The organism is Collinsella sp. AM40-7AC, assembly GCF_003468125.1.
GTDB lineage: Bacteria > Actinomycetota > Coriobacteriia > Coriobacteriales > Coriobacteriaceae > Collinsella > Collinsella aerofaciens_O.
In genome coordinates this window covers 12,022-27,898 of sequence record NZ_QSGK01000014.1, presented here as the reverse complement: position 1 = coordinate 27,898, position 15,877 = coordinate 12,022, and the positions used below count along the sequence as shown (strand labels likewise).

Below are 15,877 nucleotides of genomic sequence, written 5' to 3'. Positions count from 1 at the left end.
GTTCGCGGTGGCATAGATGCTGCTAGTGTAGCACGCTCGGGCAGATGGCGAGGAAACGGGGATGAGGTGGTCCGATCGATTCGGGCCGTTTCGGCTCGTTCGGAAAGCGCACCCCAGTTTTCAGCCAAATAATGGGATGCGCCTTCCAAATGGGGTGGGCTGCGGAAACTGCATCCCAGAATATTGCCCTGGAACGGGATGCGCTTTCCGAACCGGCGTCCAAAAGGAAACCACATCCCGCTTTGGAGCGGGGACTGCGGACAAAAGCTGGACCGTGTTCTGGTTCGGATTGGAGTTCGCCTGAATCGTTGATGCTGGCTGGTGTGGGAACAGAGATAAACGAGCGGCTCGGGCGATATAATGACACGCTATGGAGGCCATATGCTTTTTTCCCGCCGTTCTGCTACATCTGCCTGCGCCATTGCGCTTGTCGTAATGGCGGTCACCCCTTATCACCGGTTTTCATCTTCAATCGGCCTGGCGTCAGGTGCAATGCCCTGGCTCGTTATCCTGGGCGCATGCCTCGCGGCGTTTGTTCATGGTGCTGCGCTATGCAAGGGGGGAATGAGAAGGCCGAGGCATCTCGGTGCCATCGGCGTTTTTCTTGGTGTTATTGCAACGGTTCCCGAATGGGCCGACCTGGCTTTCTATGCTCGCGGAGACTCTATTCCAATCGTGTTTGCACCGATTTGGTTGTTACATGGCGTTTCGTGTGTCTCGTGCTTTGTTGGGTCGCTGCTCCTCTCATATGTTATTTGGGGCACGGCGGACTCTCCTTTGACGCAGAGGTCGACACGGACTGACGAAAGGGAAACTCGTCACCCGCAGGACGCGATTTTTACAGAAACAATAGCCGTCATGTCTTGCCTGCTGTTTTGCTGTCGAGTTTCATGGAGAATTGTCCCCGAGCCATGGGGGATACCCTCTGTTTCGGCTGCGTCAATTGGCCTTGCGCTTTTAATTCCGTTGGTCTATCTCGCATTGACTGTGGCCCCGCTGTTTTGCCGCCCTCGTGCCTTTGGCCATGGGCGGCGCGACGTGTTTGCCCGTTCTGCGCTCGTGGCAGTCCCTATTGGCCTTGTTCCGGCTGTTGAGGCGGCATACTTCGCAAGCGATGCCGTGGTCATTGCATTGCTGGCGATGGGGTCCGTTATCGCTGCTGCCTTCGTATGCATGTTGCTAAGGGGGAAACGGGACAACAATTCGGATATCGCCTGTGCGTCCGACACATTCGATGCGGGGGTGTTTTCCCCTGCCCTGTCGCCTAGAGAAGAGCAGTTTGTTCGACTGCTGCTCAAAGGGAAAACGCCGGCGGAAATTGCCAAGGAGACGGATACGAAGCCATCGACGGTGAGAACAACGCTTCACCGAGCATACGGGAAGGCATCGGTTGCGGGCTCACGCGAGCTCGTGGCGTTGTTTGCGGGTGAGGGCGATACTGTAGGGCATGAGCTGCCGCAGCGGCATGCTGACGATATGGCGGCATCAGCTCGAACGCGCCGGCTGTTTCGATACCTGCTCACATTATTTTTTATCCTCCTTGCGGCGGGGCCCTTGGTAATGGCGGATAGCGATTGGGGGTCCGGTGTTTCGCGGGCTGTCGCCTTTTCCCTCTTAAGCTACGCATTGGGCCTCGGACTGCTTCTGTCGCTATGCTACGCGGGCGGAAAAGCGAATCGTGGCGCTGCGCTGGATAGAGCAGGTGAAGCGATTTGGCTCGGAAGCCCGTACGTATGGGCGATGCTATCTGCTGTGGAATGGTCTTTTATCTATATCGCGGCATGGAGGTGCATACGCGATCCGTTGATGGCCGTGCCAGTCCTGGTTTGCGGCGTGGCGTCTATGGCTTCGCTCGCCGTTGAGCTGCGTCCGTTTAAGGTGCGTGCTCGTACCCGGTCTATCGTGCCGTTGGTGTCAATGGGCATGGTTGCCTTAATCTATGCGGCCGCTAGGGGGCGAATCCACGGGCTTGCGGTGCTGATGGGGATGTTGCTCACATATAAGGTGCTGCGAAGCTGTCCGCAGCGCAAAATGCTTGGGATATGGATGCTTTGCTTCGGGGCGACGGCTCCTGTTTGGGTCGTCTTGCTCAATATGGCGCAGGATCTGACGGTTTACGAGCCGTTGTTCCTCGCGTCGTTGTTGGGGCATAGTTCGGCTGTCAATGTCGTCGTGGCAACGGTGATCGTCTGCTGGTCTGCGCCCATGTTAGTCACGCACATCGCGCTCACCCGCTCGGTTGAGGACGAGAAGGCTGTCTTGGAGTACCGCGCGAACGGGTCCACCGAAACGGCCCGCGTGCGCCAGCTGGCTCTGCTTACGTCGCGCTCCCTTTCCGATGTTCAGTCGCAAATCTTGCTGATGACGGCAGAGGGCGCAACGACAAAGGCTATTGCGGAGGACGTCGGTTACGCTGCATCTACGGTGCAAGCACTGCGGTCTGCATCTTACCGCCAGTTGAGGATCAAGAATAAAGCGGAGCTTGTTTCATTGTTATCGCAGGTAGATAACGTGTAAACGCCTGAGCGATTAACTCAATAGCGGGTGTTTACAGACATCATTCTCTATTCATGCAAAGGTTGCCGTGCGCCGACGCATCATTAACCGCTTGTGATTAGGGCCGGGTCGAGCGTTGCTGCTCGGCCTGGCCAATAGGAGGGTGATGTCGCTTGAATGGAAATCTATTACGGCACGAGTTATCCAAGATATTTGGCAATCCTATATTTGCGTTGACCCTTATGGTTGCAACTGCAATTTCGATGGCGGCTGCCATTGAGGCATGGTGGACGCTCGAGACTGAGCGCAAGCAGCTGTTATCGCTTGGCTATGGCGTTGGTTTGCAAGCCCAGGCATACCTCGGCCAAACGCGTGAAAGTAGCTTTGGTAACTGGATCGTTGTGAGTGCAAATGCACCGCTATCGGCATCAGTGTTTTTCTATGCGCTGCCGTTGCTTGCCATGCTGGCCGGGTCGTGGTCATGCCTGTCCGAGCGTTTGAGCGGTTACGAGGCGCAGATCTGCACACGTGTTTCTAGAAATGCATACGTGAACGTGAAGATGCTGTCTGCTTTCCTCTCTGCGTTTGCGGTCACGGCTATTCCGCTACTCGTGAACTTCCTGATTGTCTCAATGCTGTTTCCCGCGTATCCTCCCCGGGTCGACGAATCGACTTACGTCGGGCTCTATCTGCATAGCTATTTTTCTGGCCTGTTTTATTCCCGGCCTCTGTTGTACGTGCTGGTTTATACACTGTTCGATGCGGTGACGCTGGGGGCTCTATCCATGGCCGTGACCGGTCTGTCGGTTGTGTTTCGCAGCAGAATCAAGGCGATGGTCGTTCCATATCTGATTATGGTTGCATGGCACTTTGTTAACGACTGGATTTTTAGCGTCCTTTCATGCGTCGGCTTTAACTGCAACATTCTTAACAGCATCAGGTCGGAATCACTAAATAACTGGCCCGACATTCGAGCAGGGTTTGCAGAAATCATTTTGCTGTTCGTCTTTTCTTTGATTTTCGCGAGATTCTTAAAAAGACGCGAGGTGGTCTGATGCTGTTTAGGCTGGTCGCCGCGGACCTGAGGACCGTTTTGAAGAAGAACATCCTTACTTTTATTGCGATTGCGGCAGTGACCGTTGCGAACTTGGTGTACGCCTACGGCTTGTCTTCTGTGTATGGGGTTCGGACGAATGCCTTGGGGTTTGCTGATAATCTCGCGCTCGTGTTTGCCGGATCCGCTCCGTTTGAGCCTAGGCCCGGGCTCATGTTTGTGCCTCCGTTAGGATGGCTATTTGTCATTCTGCTTATTCTCTATACAACACTCGATTATCCGACCGAATCGTTGCACGGGTTTGGTTTGCAAGCGCTTGTTCGATGCCGGTCAAGAACCCTTTGGTGGGTCTCGCGTTTTATCTTGGTGGCGGCGGTAACGGCATTTTCGCTGCTCGTGGTGGTTTGCTCTGTTGTGATTTGGAGCTTGATGGTGAGCGCCTCGTTCAGCGCGGTCATTCATGGTGAGTCGCTTCAGCTGGCTAATTTGGCGCCGTGGTTTCTCAAAGCTGGCGAGGCGGATGCGCTGCCGTTTTTCACAGGTCTCTTTTTTGCTTTCGAGGCGCTTGCGTTTGCGCAGGCAGTGATTGGCTTTGTACTTGGGCCGTCGGTCTCGTTTGTGGTTTTAATGAGCTACCTGATCTGCTCGGCATATGCACGGCATTGGGCGCTATTGGGTAACGCCTTGATGCTGTTGCGCTGGGGCGGAATTGTCAAAGATGGAATCGCGGCGGGCTCGAGTGGCTTGTTTTCAATTGTGATTATGTCGTTATGCCTATCGTTGGGCGGACTGTGGTTTCGAAGGGCCGACCTTATAGAAAAGGGGGACAAGATATGAGCGTGATCGTTAGGGACGTATCGAAGCGCATGGGCAAAAACGATGTTCTGCGCAACGTGTCCATCGAGGTTGACCCTGGGACTGTGGTCGGTCTTCAGGGGATAAACGGTTCGGGTAAGACCATGCTTATGCGAGCGGTCTGCGGATTGATCAAGCCTACCGAAGGCGAAATCTCTATCGATGGCCAAAGGCTTGGGGCGGACATCTCTTTCCCGCCGAGTCTGGGGATGTTGATCGAGGCGCCTTCCTTTCTGGGCTATCTGTCTGGTTACGACAATCTGGAGCTCATTGCTCAGATCAAGGGCGTTGCAACCCGCGAGGACATTCGCTCTGCCCTGCGGCTCGTGGGGCTCGATGCAGACGAAAAAAAGAAGTTCCGAGCATACTCGCTTGGGATGAAGCAGCGTCTGGGGATAGCTGCGGCAATTATGGAAAAGCCGAAGCTGCTTGTTCTCGATGAGCCAACAAATGCCCTCGACGAAGCGGGCGTGGAAATGCTCAAGCGCGTTGTGGCGATGGCGGCATCAACGGGTCGCGAGGTTATTCTGTCCAGCCATGACGGAGAGGTGCTCGAGGAGCTGGCCGATCGGGTTTACTGCATGCGCGACGGTGCCGTTGTGAAAGTTCGGGAAAGGTCGTGAGCGCGATGAAGAAGACCCTGTGGACAAGAAGGTCGGCGCTTGCGCTTTTCGGCTGTGCTGTTACTGGCCTTGCGGGCATGAGGGCGAGCGTCGTTAACGGGAACCGGACGGTCATTCCTGAGAAATATTATGCGGAGGGCGAATGGCTCTCGATGGATGGGGCGTTTCTGGGGTCGAAGGATGTGGCGACTGACGGGTATTCGTTTTGCATAGACGGGGCAGAGCTGCTCACGCCGCGCGAGTATCTCAAGCGTGCGCATGATGATTATTCAAAATATGGCATCGTGGATACGAAAACGAAATTGAAGGACGCCGACATCACGTGTGTTATCGCCGTAAAGATGCGTGTCAGGAATAAGGACAATGTCGAAGGCGGAATCAAAACGTATGTTTGGCATTTGGTGCCGGAGTCTGCGCCAAACTATGACTTTGTGGTCAATACCGATCTGATAACGCAGGCAATGCCGGCTCTGGGCGGTTCTGCTGCGTTTGCTGTACAGGTTGGGGCGGAGAACGAGTTGCTTGTCCCATTCATGATGCAAAACACCAACGACTATTTCGAAGGTTACGAGACCGTCCGTTTTGAGAAGGCTTTTCCTGGGACTTATACGATGAAGATGACCGATCTGCCAGAGAGAAGGCTCTTAAGGTTTGAAGTGAAGTAGCTCGAGAGTTAGGCAAAATGGGTCCATCGGCGGTACCCGCGCCCGATTTCAGGCGCTCCGACTCGGAATCGGGCGCGGGACGAGGCACCTTCGGTGTCGGCCGGATTACCGCTTCTTCTTGTTCTTCTTCTGCTTGCGCTGCTTGCCCTTGTTGTCCTGGGGCTTGTCGGCCTGTTTTGCTTCGGCAGCGGCCTTTTCTGCCTTCATCTTCTTGCGTTTGGTCTCGATGCGGAGTTTTTTGTTGATGCGCGCCTTAAGGAAGGCGCCAAACTGCTCGGCATCGCCGCGAACAAAGGTGTCCTTGGGGATCGTCACGCCCTGGTCGGCGAACATGGCCACAAAGATGCGCTCGCCGTCGAGCACGTGGTCGAGCTTTTCAAACGGGAAGAACTGCGACTTGCCGCTCGTGCCCCAAACCATCAGGCCGTCCTCGTTGGCGGCGACGCGGCGATAGCGGCCACCCATGGACTCGTCGGCCTCAACGGCGTCGATAAAGTCGCGGGCGAGGGTGTGGTGCAGGTTTTTGCTCCACCAGGCCAAAAAGGCGCCGAATACGATCAAGACGACGCCAAACTTGATCCAGTTGCCGCCGGCCACCAGCATGCCGATGCCGATGAGCGCGGCAATTGCCGCGGCGACATACAGCGAGCCGCGACGCCTGGGCGAGGCGACCAGGCGGGCGAAGTCGGTGACGAGGTCGTTTTCGTATTGGTACTCGTTGAGGTACAGGATGCCGTCGTCGGCTGCGGCCTGCTCCTCGAGCGCGACCTCGACCTGGTCGGCTGCTTCGGAGGGAACGAGGTTGCTCTCTGCGTCTGCCATGCTCTTTGGACTCCTATCGCGGCGGGCTCGCCGTACGGGTTATTATGGAATGCAGTATGCCGTGCGACCGCATGGCCGCCGCGGCAACAAGACTCAGTATACCCGGGGGAGCACCCATGGAATCGTTGTACCGAAAGTATCGCCCGCTCACCTTTGACTCCGTGGTGGGCCAGCAGCATATCGTCTCGACGCTCGAGCACGCCATCACCGAGGGGCGCCTGTCCCACGCCTACCTGTTCTGCGGACCGCGCGGCACGGGCAAGACCACCATGGCGCGCATTCTGGCCAAGGCGCTGCTGTGCCGCAATGCCGAGGCGGCGCGCGCCGAGGGTGCAAGCGGCTGCATGCCCGACGGTACTTGCGAGGAGTGCGAGCTCATTGCCGAGGGTAACCACCCCGATGTCTACGAGCTCGATGCCGCCTCCCGCACGGGCGTGGACAATGTGCGCGAGGAAATCATCAACTCCGTCAACTTTGCCCCGGTGCGCGGCAAGTACAAGATCTATATCATCGACGAGGTCCACATGCTCACGACGGCGGCGTTCAACGCGCTGCTCAAGACGCTCGAGGAGCCGCCGGCACACGTGATCTTTGTGCTGTGCACCACCGACCCGCAAAAGATTCTGGAGACCATCCTCTCGCGCTGCCAGCGTTTCGATTTCCATCGCATCGGCAACGAGGATATCGAGCGTCGCCTGGCATACGTGTGCGAGCAGGAGGGCTTCGATTACGACGATGAGGCGCTGGCTATCGTGGCGCGCCATGCCAAGGGCGGTATGCGCGACGCGTTGTCCACGCTGGAGCAGCTGAGCGTCTTTGGCAACGGTTCTGTGCATGCGGACGACGCCCGCTCGCTTTTAGGCGAGGTTTCGGACCAGATTCTGGGCGAGTTTTCCCGCGCCATTGCCGATCGCGATGTTGCCGAGCTCTATGGACTGATCCGTGCGCAGGTCGAGGAAGGAAACGACCTGCTGGAGCTGACGCGCGACCTGGTGGCGCATGTGCGTGACGTGTACGTTGCCTGCGTTGCCGGTGCCCGTGCCGAGCTGTTTGAGGGCGGCTCCGAGCAGGCCGAGGCGCTTGCTGCCGAGGCCGCTGCCTTTGGCGAGCATCCTGCCGACCGCCTGGCCCGTGTGCTGACGGTGCTCGACGATGCCGCACTGGAGATGAGGGGCGCGAGCGACGTGCGCCTGGTGCTCGAGATCGCCTGCACGCGCCTGGCACGTCCCGAGGCCGATTTAACGATTGAGGCATTGGCCGAGCGCGTGGCCCGCTTGGAGGCCATGGTTGCCAACGGCGCCGTGCCGGCGAGCGTGGCTGCTGCTCAGGCCGCCGCGCCTGCAGCATCCGTACCCGCTGCTGCCCAACAGCCGACGCTAATTTCGGGCGCTCGTGCTGCCGCTCCGGCGGCATCCGCTGCCCCCGCTGCTACGTCCGCGCGCCAGGGCGGTATGCCTTGGGACCGTGGTGCTGCTGTTCCGGCTGCCCAGCCTGCGTCCCGTTCTGCGTCCGTGTCAGCTTCCAAGCCTGCAGCGCCTGCACCTCAGCCTGCGCCGACTCCGACGCCTCAGCCCGTTGCGGCTCCCGCGCCTGCCACCGCTCCGGCACCTAAGCCCCAGTCCAACAATGCCGCCCAGGTTGCCGCCGCCGGTACTGCCGAGACGCCCGCGGTCGAGGATGCCGGAGAGCTGCAGCGCAAATGGGCCGAGGTTGTCGAGCGTGTCAAGGCGCGTCAGGCTTCCTACGCGGGGCTTTTGCTCAATGCCCGCGCCACGGCTGACGACGGCTCCAGGCTCACGGTCTCGTTCCCCGCGGGCTCGACCTTTGCCATCAAGATGCTTGGACGCGCCGACACGCAGTCGGTGGTCCTGCCGACAGTCAGTGCGGTCTTCGGTCGTCGTACCGTCGACTATGTCCTGGATGGGGGTGGCACGCCGGCTCCTCAACATGAGGAGCATTCTCCATCTGCACGGGCTGCGGTATCTGCGGACCCGCAACCCGTGTCCTCGGCGGCCCCTGCATCCTCGAGCGCCAGCGCGACGCAGCCAAAAGCAGCACCGATAGCGGCGCCGACCCCGTCGGCGCCTAAGCCCGTCATGGCCAAACCGGCTGCTCCGACACCCGCGCCCAAGCCTGCCTCGCCCGCGCCCAAGTCGTCTGACCTGGGCAAAGCCCCCTGGCTGCGCTCCGACAACCCCGCCGGCGCTCCTGCCACGGGCAAGCTCCCGACCGAGCCCGCGCCCCGAGCGCCCGAGCGCGCGTCCGCTCCCAAGGCTCAGCCCGCCGCGCCGTCTGCGCCATGGGAATCCGAGCAGGTTCCCTACGACGATGCCATGGTTGGCGGTTTTGTTGCCGATGCTGGTGGGGACGATCTGCCTCCGTTCGACGTGCCGGGTGCGGCGTCCGCGCCCAAGTCCGCTGCAACTGCCCCCAAAGAGGAGGACGCTCCTGCAGCTCCCTGGGAGTCCAACTCCGGTGCGGGCGGCCCCTTCGGCCATCAGGGTGCAGCCCCGAGCATCCCGCAGACCGAGGACGAGGCCAAAGCCCTCATCCGCAGCGTCTTCGGCCAGTCCACCATCTTCAAGCCGGTGGAGTAGCTGCGCAGGCGGGTATACTGCTCAAGAAGAGAACCCCTTGCCCGGGCGCATCTGTATTTCGGACATGTGCAACGTGGTGCCGCGTATATCGCATTCGAGCAGACAGGCGCGTGACGGTCGGCCTAGGATGCTGAGGTCGATACGATACGTCGCATGGCTGTCCGTGTACTCGACTTGCTCGGCGTTGACGGTTGCTCCGATTGTAAATAAAGAGCCCAGTTCGGCATCGACAATCTTGGAGTCCTTTATCTTGACCTTGAACTCTTGGTAGAGGGACGGGCTGTTGTAGTAAATGGTTCGGGTTCCGTCGGTGCATTCATCGGTCGTCTCCCATTTGACGACGGGCTGGTCCGAGCTGGCTATCAGCAGTTCTGCTCCAAAAGCTATGGCATGGGTGATGATAACCAGTAATACCCAGACGACAAAGAGATAGAGAACCACATATGCAACGGGGTGTTTTGAGCGGATGTTTTGGAGTACGGCTGGGACATTCACGAGGGCACCTCCAAATCGTCATCTATGACAATCAAATTATACCCAGCCGCCATGCGTGCCGCCTCGAGCAGCGGCTCGGCATTTTGCCATGTAGCCTTGTAGCCCTACGCATAAACTGCCTGGTTCCAGCTCTGCTAGATGTAGCTTGAGATAATTATGCAACCTTGCATAATTCGACCTTGCATAATCTTGGGCGTGCGTCACGCTCAAGGACATGTATATCGACTGAGGTAGCGTGTCCGCCCCGCTTGCTTGCCCCGCGCCGTGGTACGATTTTTGAGTTTGAAAGTCCCGTCGCGCTCCGGCTGCCCTTGCAGCTTGTCGCGCGGCCGCACGTAAAGGAGCCATCATGGCCGGTATGAACATGCAGCAAATGATGAAGCAGGCTCGCAAGATGCAGGAGCAGCTTGCCGCCGCGCAGGAAAACCTTAAGTCCCAGACCGTCGACGCCTCTGCCGGCGGCGGCATGGTCAAGGTGACCGTTAACGGCGAGATGGAGCTCGTCAACCTCACCATCGACCCCGATGCCCTCGATCCCGAGGACGTCGATATGCTGCAGGACATGATCATGGCTGCCGTCAACGAGGCCGTCCGCGGTGTCAACGAGCTCGCCAACAAGCAGATGGGCGCCATCACCGGCGGCCTCAACATCCCGGGCATGCCGTTCTAAGACACGCATATATATGAGTGCCAACCATAGTCTGCAAAAATTGCTCGATGAGCTGGGCCGTCTGCCGGGCATTGGTCCCAAGTCGGCCCAGCGCATCGCCTATTACCTGCTCGAGGCCGATGCCGAGGAGGCGCGCCGCCTGGCCGAGGCTATCCTGGAGGTTAAGCAGGAGGTTCACTTTTGCAGCCGCTGCTTTAACTACGCCACGGCCGACGAGTGCTCCATCTGCCAGGATTCGATGCGCGATACCACTCGCATTTGCGTGGTGGGCGAGCCGCGCGATGTCCAGGCGATTGAGCGCACGGGCAGCTACCACGGTCTCTACCACGTATTGGGCGGCGTGATCAGTCCCATGGACAAGATTGGTCCCGAGCAGTTGCACATTCGTGAGCTGCTGGCACGCTTGGGCCACGAGGACATCCACGAGGTCATCATCGCCACCAACCCCAATATCGAGGGCGAGACCACGGCGAGCTACCTGGCCCGCACTATCAAGCCGCTGGGCGTTGAGGTATCGCGTCTGGCGAGCGGCCTTCCCGTGGGCGGCGACCTGGAGTATGCCGACGAGCTTACGCTTGGGCGCGCCATCGAGGCCCGTCGCACGATTTAGGTGGCGAGCCTGCTCCTGCCGTATGTCTTCATCGCGACGCACGGGGTAGCCATAATTTCCCCGTGCGACTGTAAGTTTGTTGTGCAACAAAGATGCTTTGTATCCGCTTATCGCATGGATGCTTCCACTCGCATCCTTAATTTGCCCATTCGTTGCGCAACCTTTTGGGTTCGCTGATACACTCAAATATGGATTCGAATGAATGCGCCGCTCCCGAGCGGCGTGTTTTTGTTGGAGGAGAACGCATGCGGCCCGGTGGCACTCAGACAAAGCGCGGCGCCGCGGTGCGCATGCGACGCCGACTGGGCTTGGCGCCGCGGGCGTACGCACTGCTGTCTTGCTCGCTGGTGCTGGTCATAGCTGGCGTTTCTGCCTATGGCATGACCGTGCCGTCCATGATGCAGGCACATGCCGCACGCGAACCGCGCGTGGGGCATGAGGTCAAAAGTGACCTGGGGACCACGACTGGATATGCTTGGGCAAGTGTGGTCGCGCATATTGTGTTTGGCACCGGCGACGCGGACGGCGCCGAGGCCCCGGACAACGAAGTCACGCTTGCCAATGGCAAAACCATCGTGCTCACCAACACCAAGATCATCGATCGGTTGTCCAACAATAGCGTGGCGGCAACGGTGAATAAGGTCGAGCAGCAGAAGGAGCAGGACGCCCAGCAGTCCGGAAAGCCCGGTAGCTCGGATACTTCTGGCTCCGGCTCGGATTCGTCGAGTTCGGGCGGTGGCTCTGGGTCGGGTTCCTCTGCCGGAGGGTCTGGAAACGGCGGCTCGACGGGCGGCAACACTGACAACGATGCAAACTCCGGTGGCCTTTCCGCTGCTGAGGAAGAGAGCATTCACAGCTGGCTTGTGACCAAGTACAACATGCTCGACGGCTATGTTTCTCGTGCCAATGACGTGGTCTCGACCTATAACTCTACGGGAGATCCCAGGCCGTGCGACAGCCTGGTCGGGGAGATGTTTGTCATTCGAGCCGAGTTCGGTCGTCAGACATTCTCGCCCCGGTCAAAGTGGTATCAGCAGTATGCCAATCTGTGGGGCTGTTACACCAACCTATGTCAATGGGTCGGCCATTACGGCGATGATGACGTCGCGCTCGGTAACTTCAACAATAACGTGGCGGCGCTTGCCCTATGATGACCGATCTTGCATCCACCACACCACAATCGCTCGGTCGCGATCCCATGGTCGGCCTGCGCCTGGCGCGTGTCGACGGGTTTGAGCCGGCCATTGCGCTCGGTCAGGACGAACTGCCTGCCTATCTGCGTCGTTTTACGATACTGTTTGCCGACGATGCCACCATGCGCCGTGGCGGTATCGGCCGCGTGACGCGTGCCGTCAACGCCCAAGGCGAGGCCGTGGCACTCAAGCAGCTCATCTTGCCAACGTGCGATGAGTTTGACGATGCCGCCGCCCATGAGGCGCTGGTCGCCAAGTTCAAAGCGGCGTTTCGCGAGGAATACGAATGCCATCGCGCCCTTTCGGGCCTTAAGGGCTTTCCCCGCCTCTATGGCTGGGGCGAGGTCGACGGTGTGCCTGCAATTGTCATGGAATGGGTCGAGGGCGAGACGCTCGCCCGCTTGCGCTCGCGCTTTGCCGTGGACGATGCCGGCCGCCTATCGCCGCTTGTGGCGGCGCGTCTGGGTCGCGACCTGTTCGATCTGCTCTGCCGTATGAGCCTGGTGGGCGAGGGCTTTGTCCATCGCGATATCTCGCCCGCTAATATTATGGTGCGTACGGCGCGTCTACCGCTTGACCGGCAGCTTGCCGAGGGCACCTTTGACCTGTGCCTGATCGACTTTGGCTCGTCGCTGGCGCTTGAGCCTGCGTCGGCCGTGGCCGGTACCGGCGGCAAGGCGTCGTTTACGGAGCGCTATGCCACGCTGCGTCGCGCGACGGTTGCCTATGCCCCGCCCGAGATGCTCACCGACGATATTCCCGACCTGCGCGCTTTGCGTATGTCGCCGGCGATCGACGTCTATGCCGCAGCAAGCACGGTTTACGAGCTCATTGCCGGCGCCGCGCCATACGAAGCCGCGCCGAGCACTTCGGGCACCTCGGGTTCGCGCAAAAAGACGCGCGACATCGCCAGCCCCTACCGTCTCAAGATGGACACGCTGCCCGACTATCCCATTGGTGCCCATGCGCCCGGTTGCGATTTGACTCAGCTGCTTCGTCGTGAGCCCGATGTGGCGCTCGCTGCGGCCGAGCAGGCCCAGCAGCTGGGGCTTGAGCCGGATTCCGAGGAGCTACGCGATGCGCTGGCGTTTGTCGATGCCCAGCTGTTCGACGTGGTGATGGCCTGTCTGTCCAGCCATCAAAAAGATCGTCCCGAGCCGGCGGCGGTCGAGGCGGCGCTCTCGGCGTTTTGTGACCACTATGCGCAAAATGTCGGTCGTTCGCTCCGCGGCGAGCCGCTCACGCCGTGCCCCATGGATGCGTCTGGCCGCGCGGTTCGTCGCGCGCTGATGGTCGGCGCGACGGTCGTCTGTGGCGTGGTTTGGGCTGTGGTCGTGGTTTCGGCCGCGCTGCTGGCGTCGGGCGCTCGCGTGACGGCGACTTTGGGATCGCTCGTGTGGTCTGGGTCGCTACCGGGTATTATTGCCGCACTGGCGTTGGCGCTGCCAGGCATAGCCGGCGTTGCCGCGGGGGCACTTGCGCGCGATCGGCGCTCGGGCTTCCTGCAGGGTGTGCTTGCGCTTTCTGCCTGCGAGGTTCCGGTGCTGGTTGTGGCTGCATGTAGCGTATTTTCCCAACGCGCCGTGATGGGCGGCCTTGTTGCCGCTCTGGTTGCAACCTATACGCTTACGTGGTTTTTGCTTGCGATGGGCTTTGCCTTTGAACTTCCCGTTTCGGCACCGCGACGCACAAAAGCCCAGATGGCGACTCCGCTTGCCGGTGGAGCCGCAGCTGTCCGTACTTTTGGCGGACCTGTCGAAGTATCGTCCGATTCTATTTCTACGACCAAGGAGGCCTAGGTCATGGCATCTCAAGTTGAGCTCACCCCATGCGGGGCCATGTTTGACATCTTTAAGCGCGCAGCGCATCTGAGCCATATCGAGCTGTGCGGCTTGGTGCTTTCGTCCCGTCCGCTCGCCGACGGCCGCAGCCCGCAGAGCCGAGCCGCCGATCGCTCTTGGGTTTCCCGCTTTATCGTTCGCGCGCCGGTCGGCACGCTTCAGCAGCGCTACTTTGCCGAATACGGTACCTCGGCTGCGCGTATTATGTCGCAACTGGCCCTGCGCCAGCGCAATCCCATGGACTCCACGGCTGTAATCAATATGGTGTGCGGTCCTGCAGGTGAACCGATGGTACGCGCGCTCGAAGAGTGCCACCAGGACACGAATCTCTATCGCAACGCGCTCGATCGCCTGTCCCAGGCGGCGGAACTCATGCCCGCCGAGCGCGCCGAGGTCGTGCTGGTGCTGTTTGTCGCCGTCGGTTGTTCGGCGGATGTGCGGTCCTCGGTGAACTATGCCATCGACTACGCGAACGCGACCTGCGGCGGAGGCACATCCACGCCGCGTTCGCTTGGCATGTCGCTGACTGCGGGCGAACGCGAACCCGCCCCGGCGCACCCTTTGGGCTTGCTGCGCGTGCAAAACAGTTTTGTCGTGAGCGCCCCGCGCTGGATTCAGCCGAGTGAGCAGGGTGTTGAGATTGGCGCGCTGGCCACTGGTGAGGGCGATATTACCGACGTCGGCGACGATGTCTCGGCCCGCCATGCCCATATCTGGTGCGATGCTCAAAATATCTGGCACGTCGAGGACTTGTCGTCCACCAACGGAACCGTGGTGGTAAACGGGGCCACGCGCGTTTGCATTCAGGTCGAGCCCGGCCGTTCCGCCCAGCTCAATCCCGGCGACGAGCTCAAGCTCGGCGAATCCACTACCTATGCCATCCTCTTCGGTGCCCTCTAGCCGGCAGTTAAGGACGTTCCTTTTCTGCCGGCACTTGGGGACACTCCTCGGCGCGCCAGAGCCGGTCGCCTGGGGATGGAGAGGCCATTTTGGCCCTTGGCGGTCAGTCGGGGCGAAACTAGAAGATCTTTCCGATTCGCGGCTGTTCATGCTTGTAGAGCATCTAAAACAATAGGATGTTATTCTGGAATATGCCGGGTGCGTGAACTTGCCTGTCTTAGCCTTAATAAGGTATAGGGGAGTTTGGCTCAGGGGTTCCGTGTTGTTCTTCAGCGCAGTATTGTGGGACAGATTTGCTGAGATTGGCGCCTTACACCGCAGAGCGCACGGAAGGCTCTCGATTTGTGTTCTGGCCCCAGAATACAGGGCCTGATACTTACCAACTGTGGCATGGATGTAACATCTGTAGAAATCAACCCTTTTGTTGTCGACCTTTGTAAGAAAAACACTGCCATCAACTCTTTGGATGACGAAACTAGGGTGCTTGAGGGGAGCCTTTACTCCCCTCTGAGAGATGACTCATGTTTTTCGCTTGTCGTTGTGAATCCTCCGTTACTGCCGATTCCGGATGAGATTCCTTATCCCTTCGTTTGAGATGGAGGACAATCGGGTCTGGATAAAACACTTCGTATTCTTAAGGGTGGCGATACGCATTTAGAGAAAAACGGTAAATACTGCTAATAGGGGTGACGACGATGGTGCGGGGGCGACCCGCGATGCTCTCATCAATACGTCGGATACTTGGGAAATCAGGTCTAGATGCATGTATGATGATGCTGTGTGGCTATTCAATTAATCCGCGTTCCGAATGGGTGCAGGGTATAGCTGCGACATCGTATGATTTTGACCCGGCGCGATACTCAGATATTTCTGAGGCGGTTGACGAAGTTTATACGCACTATGCCGCGCAAGGCGTTTCGGAAGTTTGCACATCTACGTTACGGGCTTAGGTTTCTTCAAGCGAGCAGGCCGGTTGCGTTATTTCGAGCGATTTTTCTAGTCTAGACGACAAAAGGCAAAGGATTTGATGGGTATAAAACGCGGACGTTTGTGGGC

The 15,877-nt window shown here is 59.1% G+C and carries 13 protein-coding genes and 1 pseudogene; 12 read left to right on the top strand and 2 right to left on the bottom strand.

What is annotated here, in order from left to right; translation table 11 throughout:
* Positions 1-381: 381 nt before the first annotated feature.
* From DW892_RS09620 to DW892_RS09600, 5 genes are all read left to right on the top strand, one after another.
* Positions 382-2,517, top strand: a complete 2,136-nt coding sequence (locus DW892_RS09620; RefSeq protein WP_158567055.1) for a helix-turn-helix transcriptional regulator — start codon at positions 382-384, stop codon at positions 2,515-2,517.
* Between the two features lie 221 nt (positions 2,518-2,738).
* Positions 2,739-3,551 carry a hypothetical protein gene (locus tag DW892_RS09615; RefSeq protein ID WP_147347922.1) on the top strand — a complete coding sequence of 271 codons (813 nt, stop codon included), beginning with the start codon at positions 2,739-2,741 and terminating at the stop codon, positions 3,549-3,551.
* Positions 3,552-3,589: 38 nt separating this feature from the next.
* Positions 3,590-4,387 carry a hypothetical protein gene (locus DW892_RS09610; protein ID WP_147325193.1) on the top strand — a complete coding sequence of 266 codons (798 nt, stop codon included), beginning with the start codon at positions 3,590-3,592 and terminating at the stop codon, positions 4,385-4,387.
* The gene (locus tag DW892_RS09605; protein ID WP_117767212.1) at positions 4,384-5,028 is read left to right on the top strand and encodes an ATP-binding cassette domain-containing protein; all 645 of its coding nucleotides are present in this window, start codon (positions 4,384-4,386) and stop codon (positions 5,026-5,028) included. The genes DW892_RS09610 and DW892_RS09605 overlap by 4 nt, the downstream gene beginning before the upstream one ends.
* A gap of 5 nt (positions 5,029-5,033) precedes the next feature.
* On the top strand, positions 5,034-5,693 hold the full coding sequence (locus tag DW892_RS09600) for a DUF5028 domain-containing protein (RefSeq protein ID WP_117640712.1): 660 nt from the start codon (positions 5,034-5,036) through the stop codon (positions 5,691-5,693).
* Between the two features lie 105 nt (positions 5,694-5,798).
* Here DW892_RS09600 and DW892_RS09595 read toward each other — a convergent pair whose 3' ends face one another.
* Positions 5,799-6,515, bottom strand: a complete 717-nt coding sequence (locus DW892_RS09595) for a hypothetical protein (RefSeq protein WP_117767210.1) — start codon at positions 6,513-6,515, stop codon at positions 5,799-5,801.
* Positions 6,516-6,631: 116 nt separating this feature from the next.
* On the opposite strand from DW892_RS09595, the gene dnaX reads away from it, so the two are divergent.
* Positions 6,632-9,112, top strand: a complete 2,481-nt coding sequence (gene dnaX / locus DW892_RS09590) for a DNA polymerase III subunit gamma/tau (protein WP_158551940.1) — start codon at positions 6,632-6,634, stop codon at positions 9,110-9,112.
* Positions 9,113-9,133: 21 nt separating this feature from the next.
* Here dnaX and DW892_RS09585 read toward each other — a convergent pair whose 3' ends face one another.
* Entirely contained in the window at positions 9,134-9,607 is a 474-nt protein-coding gene (locus DW892_RS09585) for a hypothetical protein (RefSeq protein ID WP_117648547.1), read from the bottom strand.
* Between the two features lie 349 nt (positions 9,608-9,956).
* On the opposite strand from DW892_RS09585, the gene DW892_RS09580 reads away from it, so the two are divergent.
* From DW892_RS09580 to DW892_RS10670, 6 genes and pseudogenes are all read left to right on the top strand, one after another.
* Entirely contained in the window at positions 9,957-10,277 is a 321-nt protein-coding gene (locus DW892_RS09580) for a YbaB/EbfC family nucleoid-associated protein (RefSeq protein ID WP_006235174.1), read from the top strand.
* A gap of 13 nt (positions 10,278-10,290) precedes the next feature.
* A complete protein-coding gene (recR, locus tag DW892_RS09575; RefSeq protein WP_089573257.1) occupies positions 10,291-10,887 on the top strand; it encodes a recombination mediator RecR in 597 nt (198 codons plus the stop codon).
* A 245-nt stretch (positions 10,888-11,132) separates the two neighbouring features.
* Entirely contained in the window at positions 11,133-12,038 is a 906-nt protein-coding gene (locus DW892_RS09570) for a hypothetical protein (protein ID WP_117564927.1), read from the top strand.
* Entirely contained in the window at positions 12,035-13,879 is a 1,845-nt protein-coding gene (locus DW892_RS09565; RefSeq protein ID WP_117736772.1) for a hypothetical protein, read from the top strand. The genes DW892_RS09570 and DW892_RS09565 overlap by 4 nt, the downstream gene beginning before the upstream one ends.
* Positions 13,880-13,882: 3 nt before the next feature.
* A complete protein-coding gene (locus tag DW892_RS09560; RefSeq protein WP_117584186.1) occupies positions 13,883-14,821 on the top strand; it encodes an FHA domain-containing protein in 939 nt (312 codons plus the stop codon).
* 327 nt (positions 14,822-15,148) lie between these two features.
* Positions 15,149-15,415: pseudogene (locus DW892_RS10670) on the top strand (methyltransferase); the annotation flags it as partial.
* Positions 15,416-15,877 lie beyond the last annotated feature (462 nt).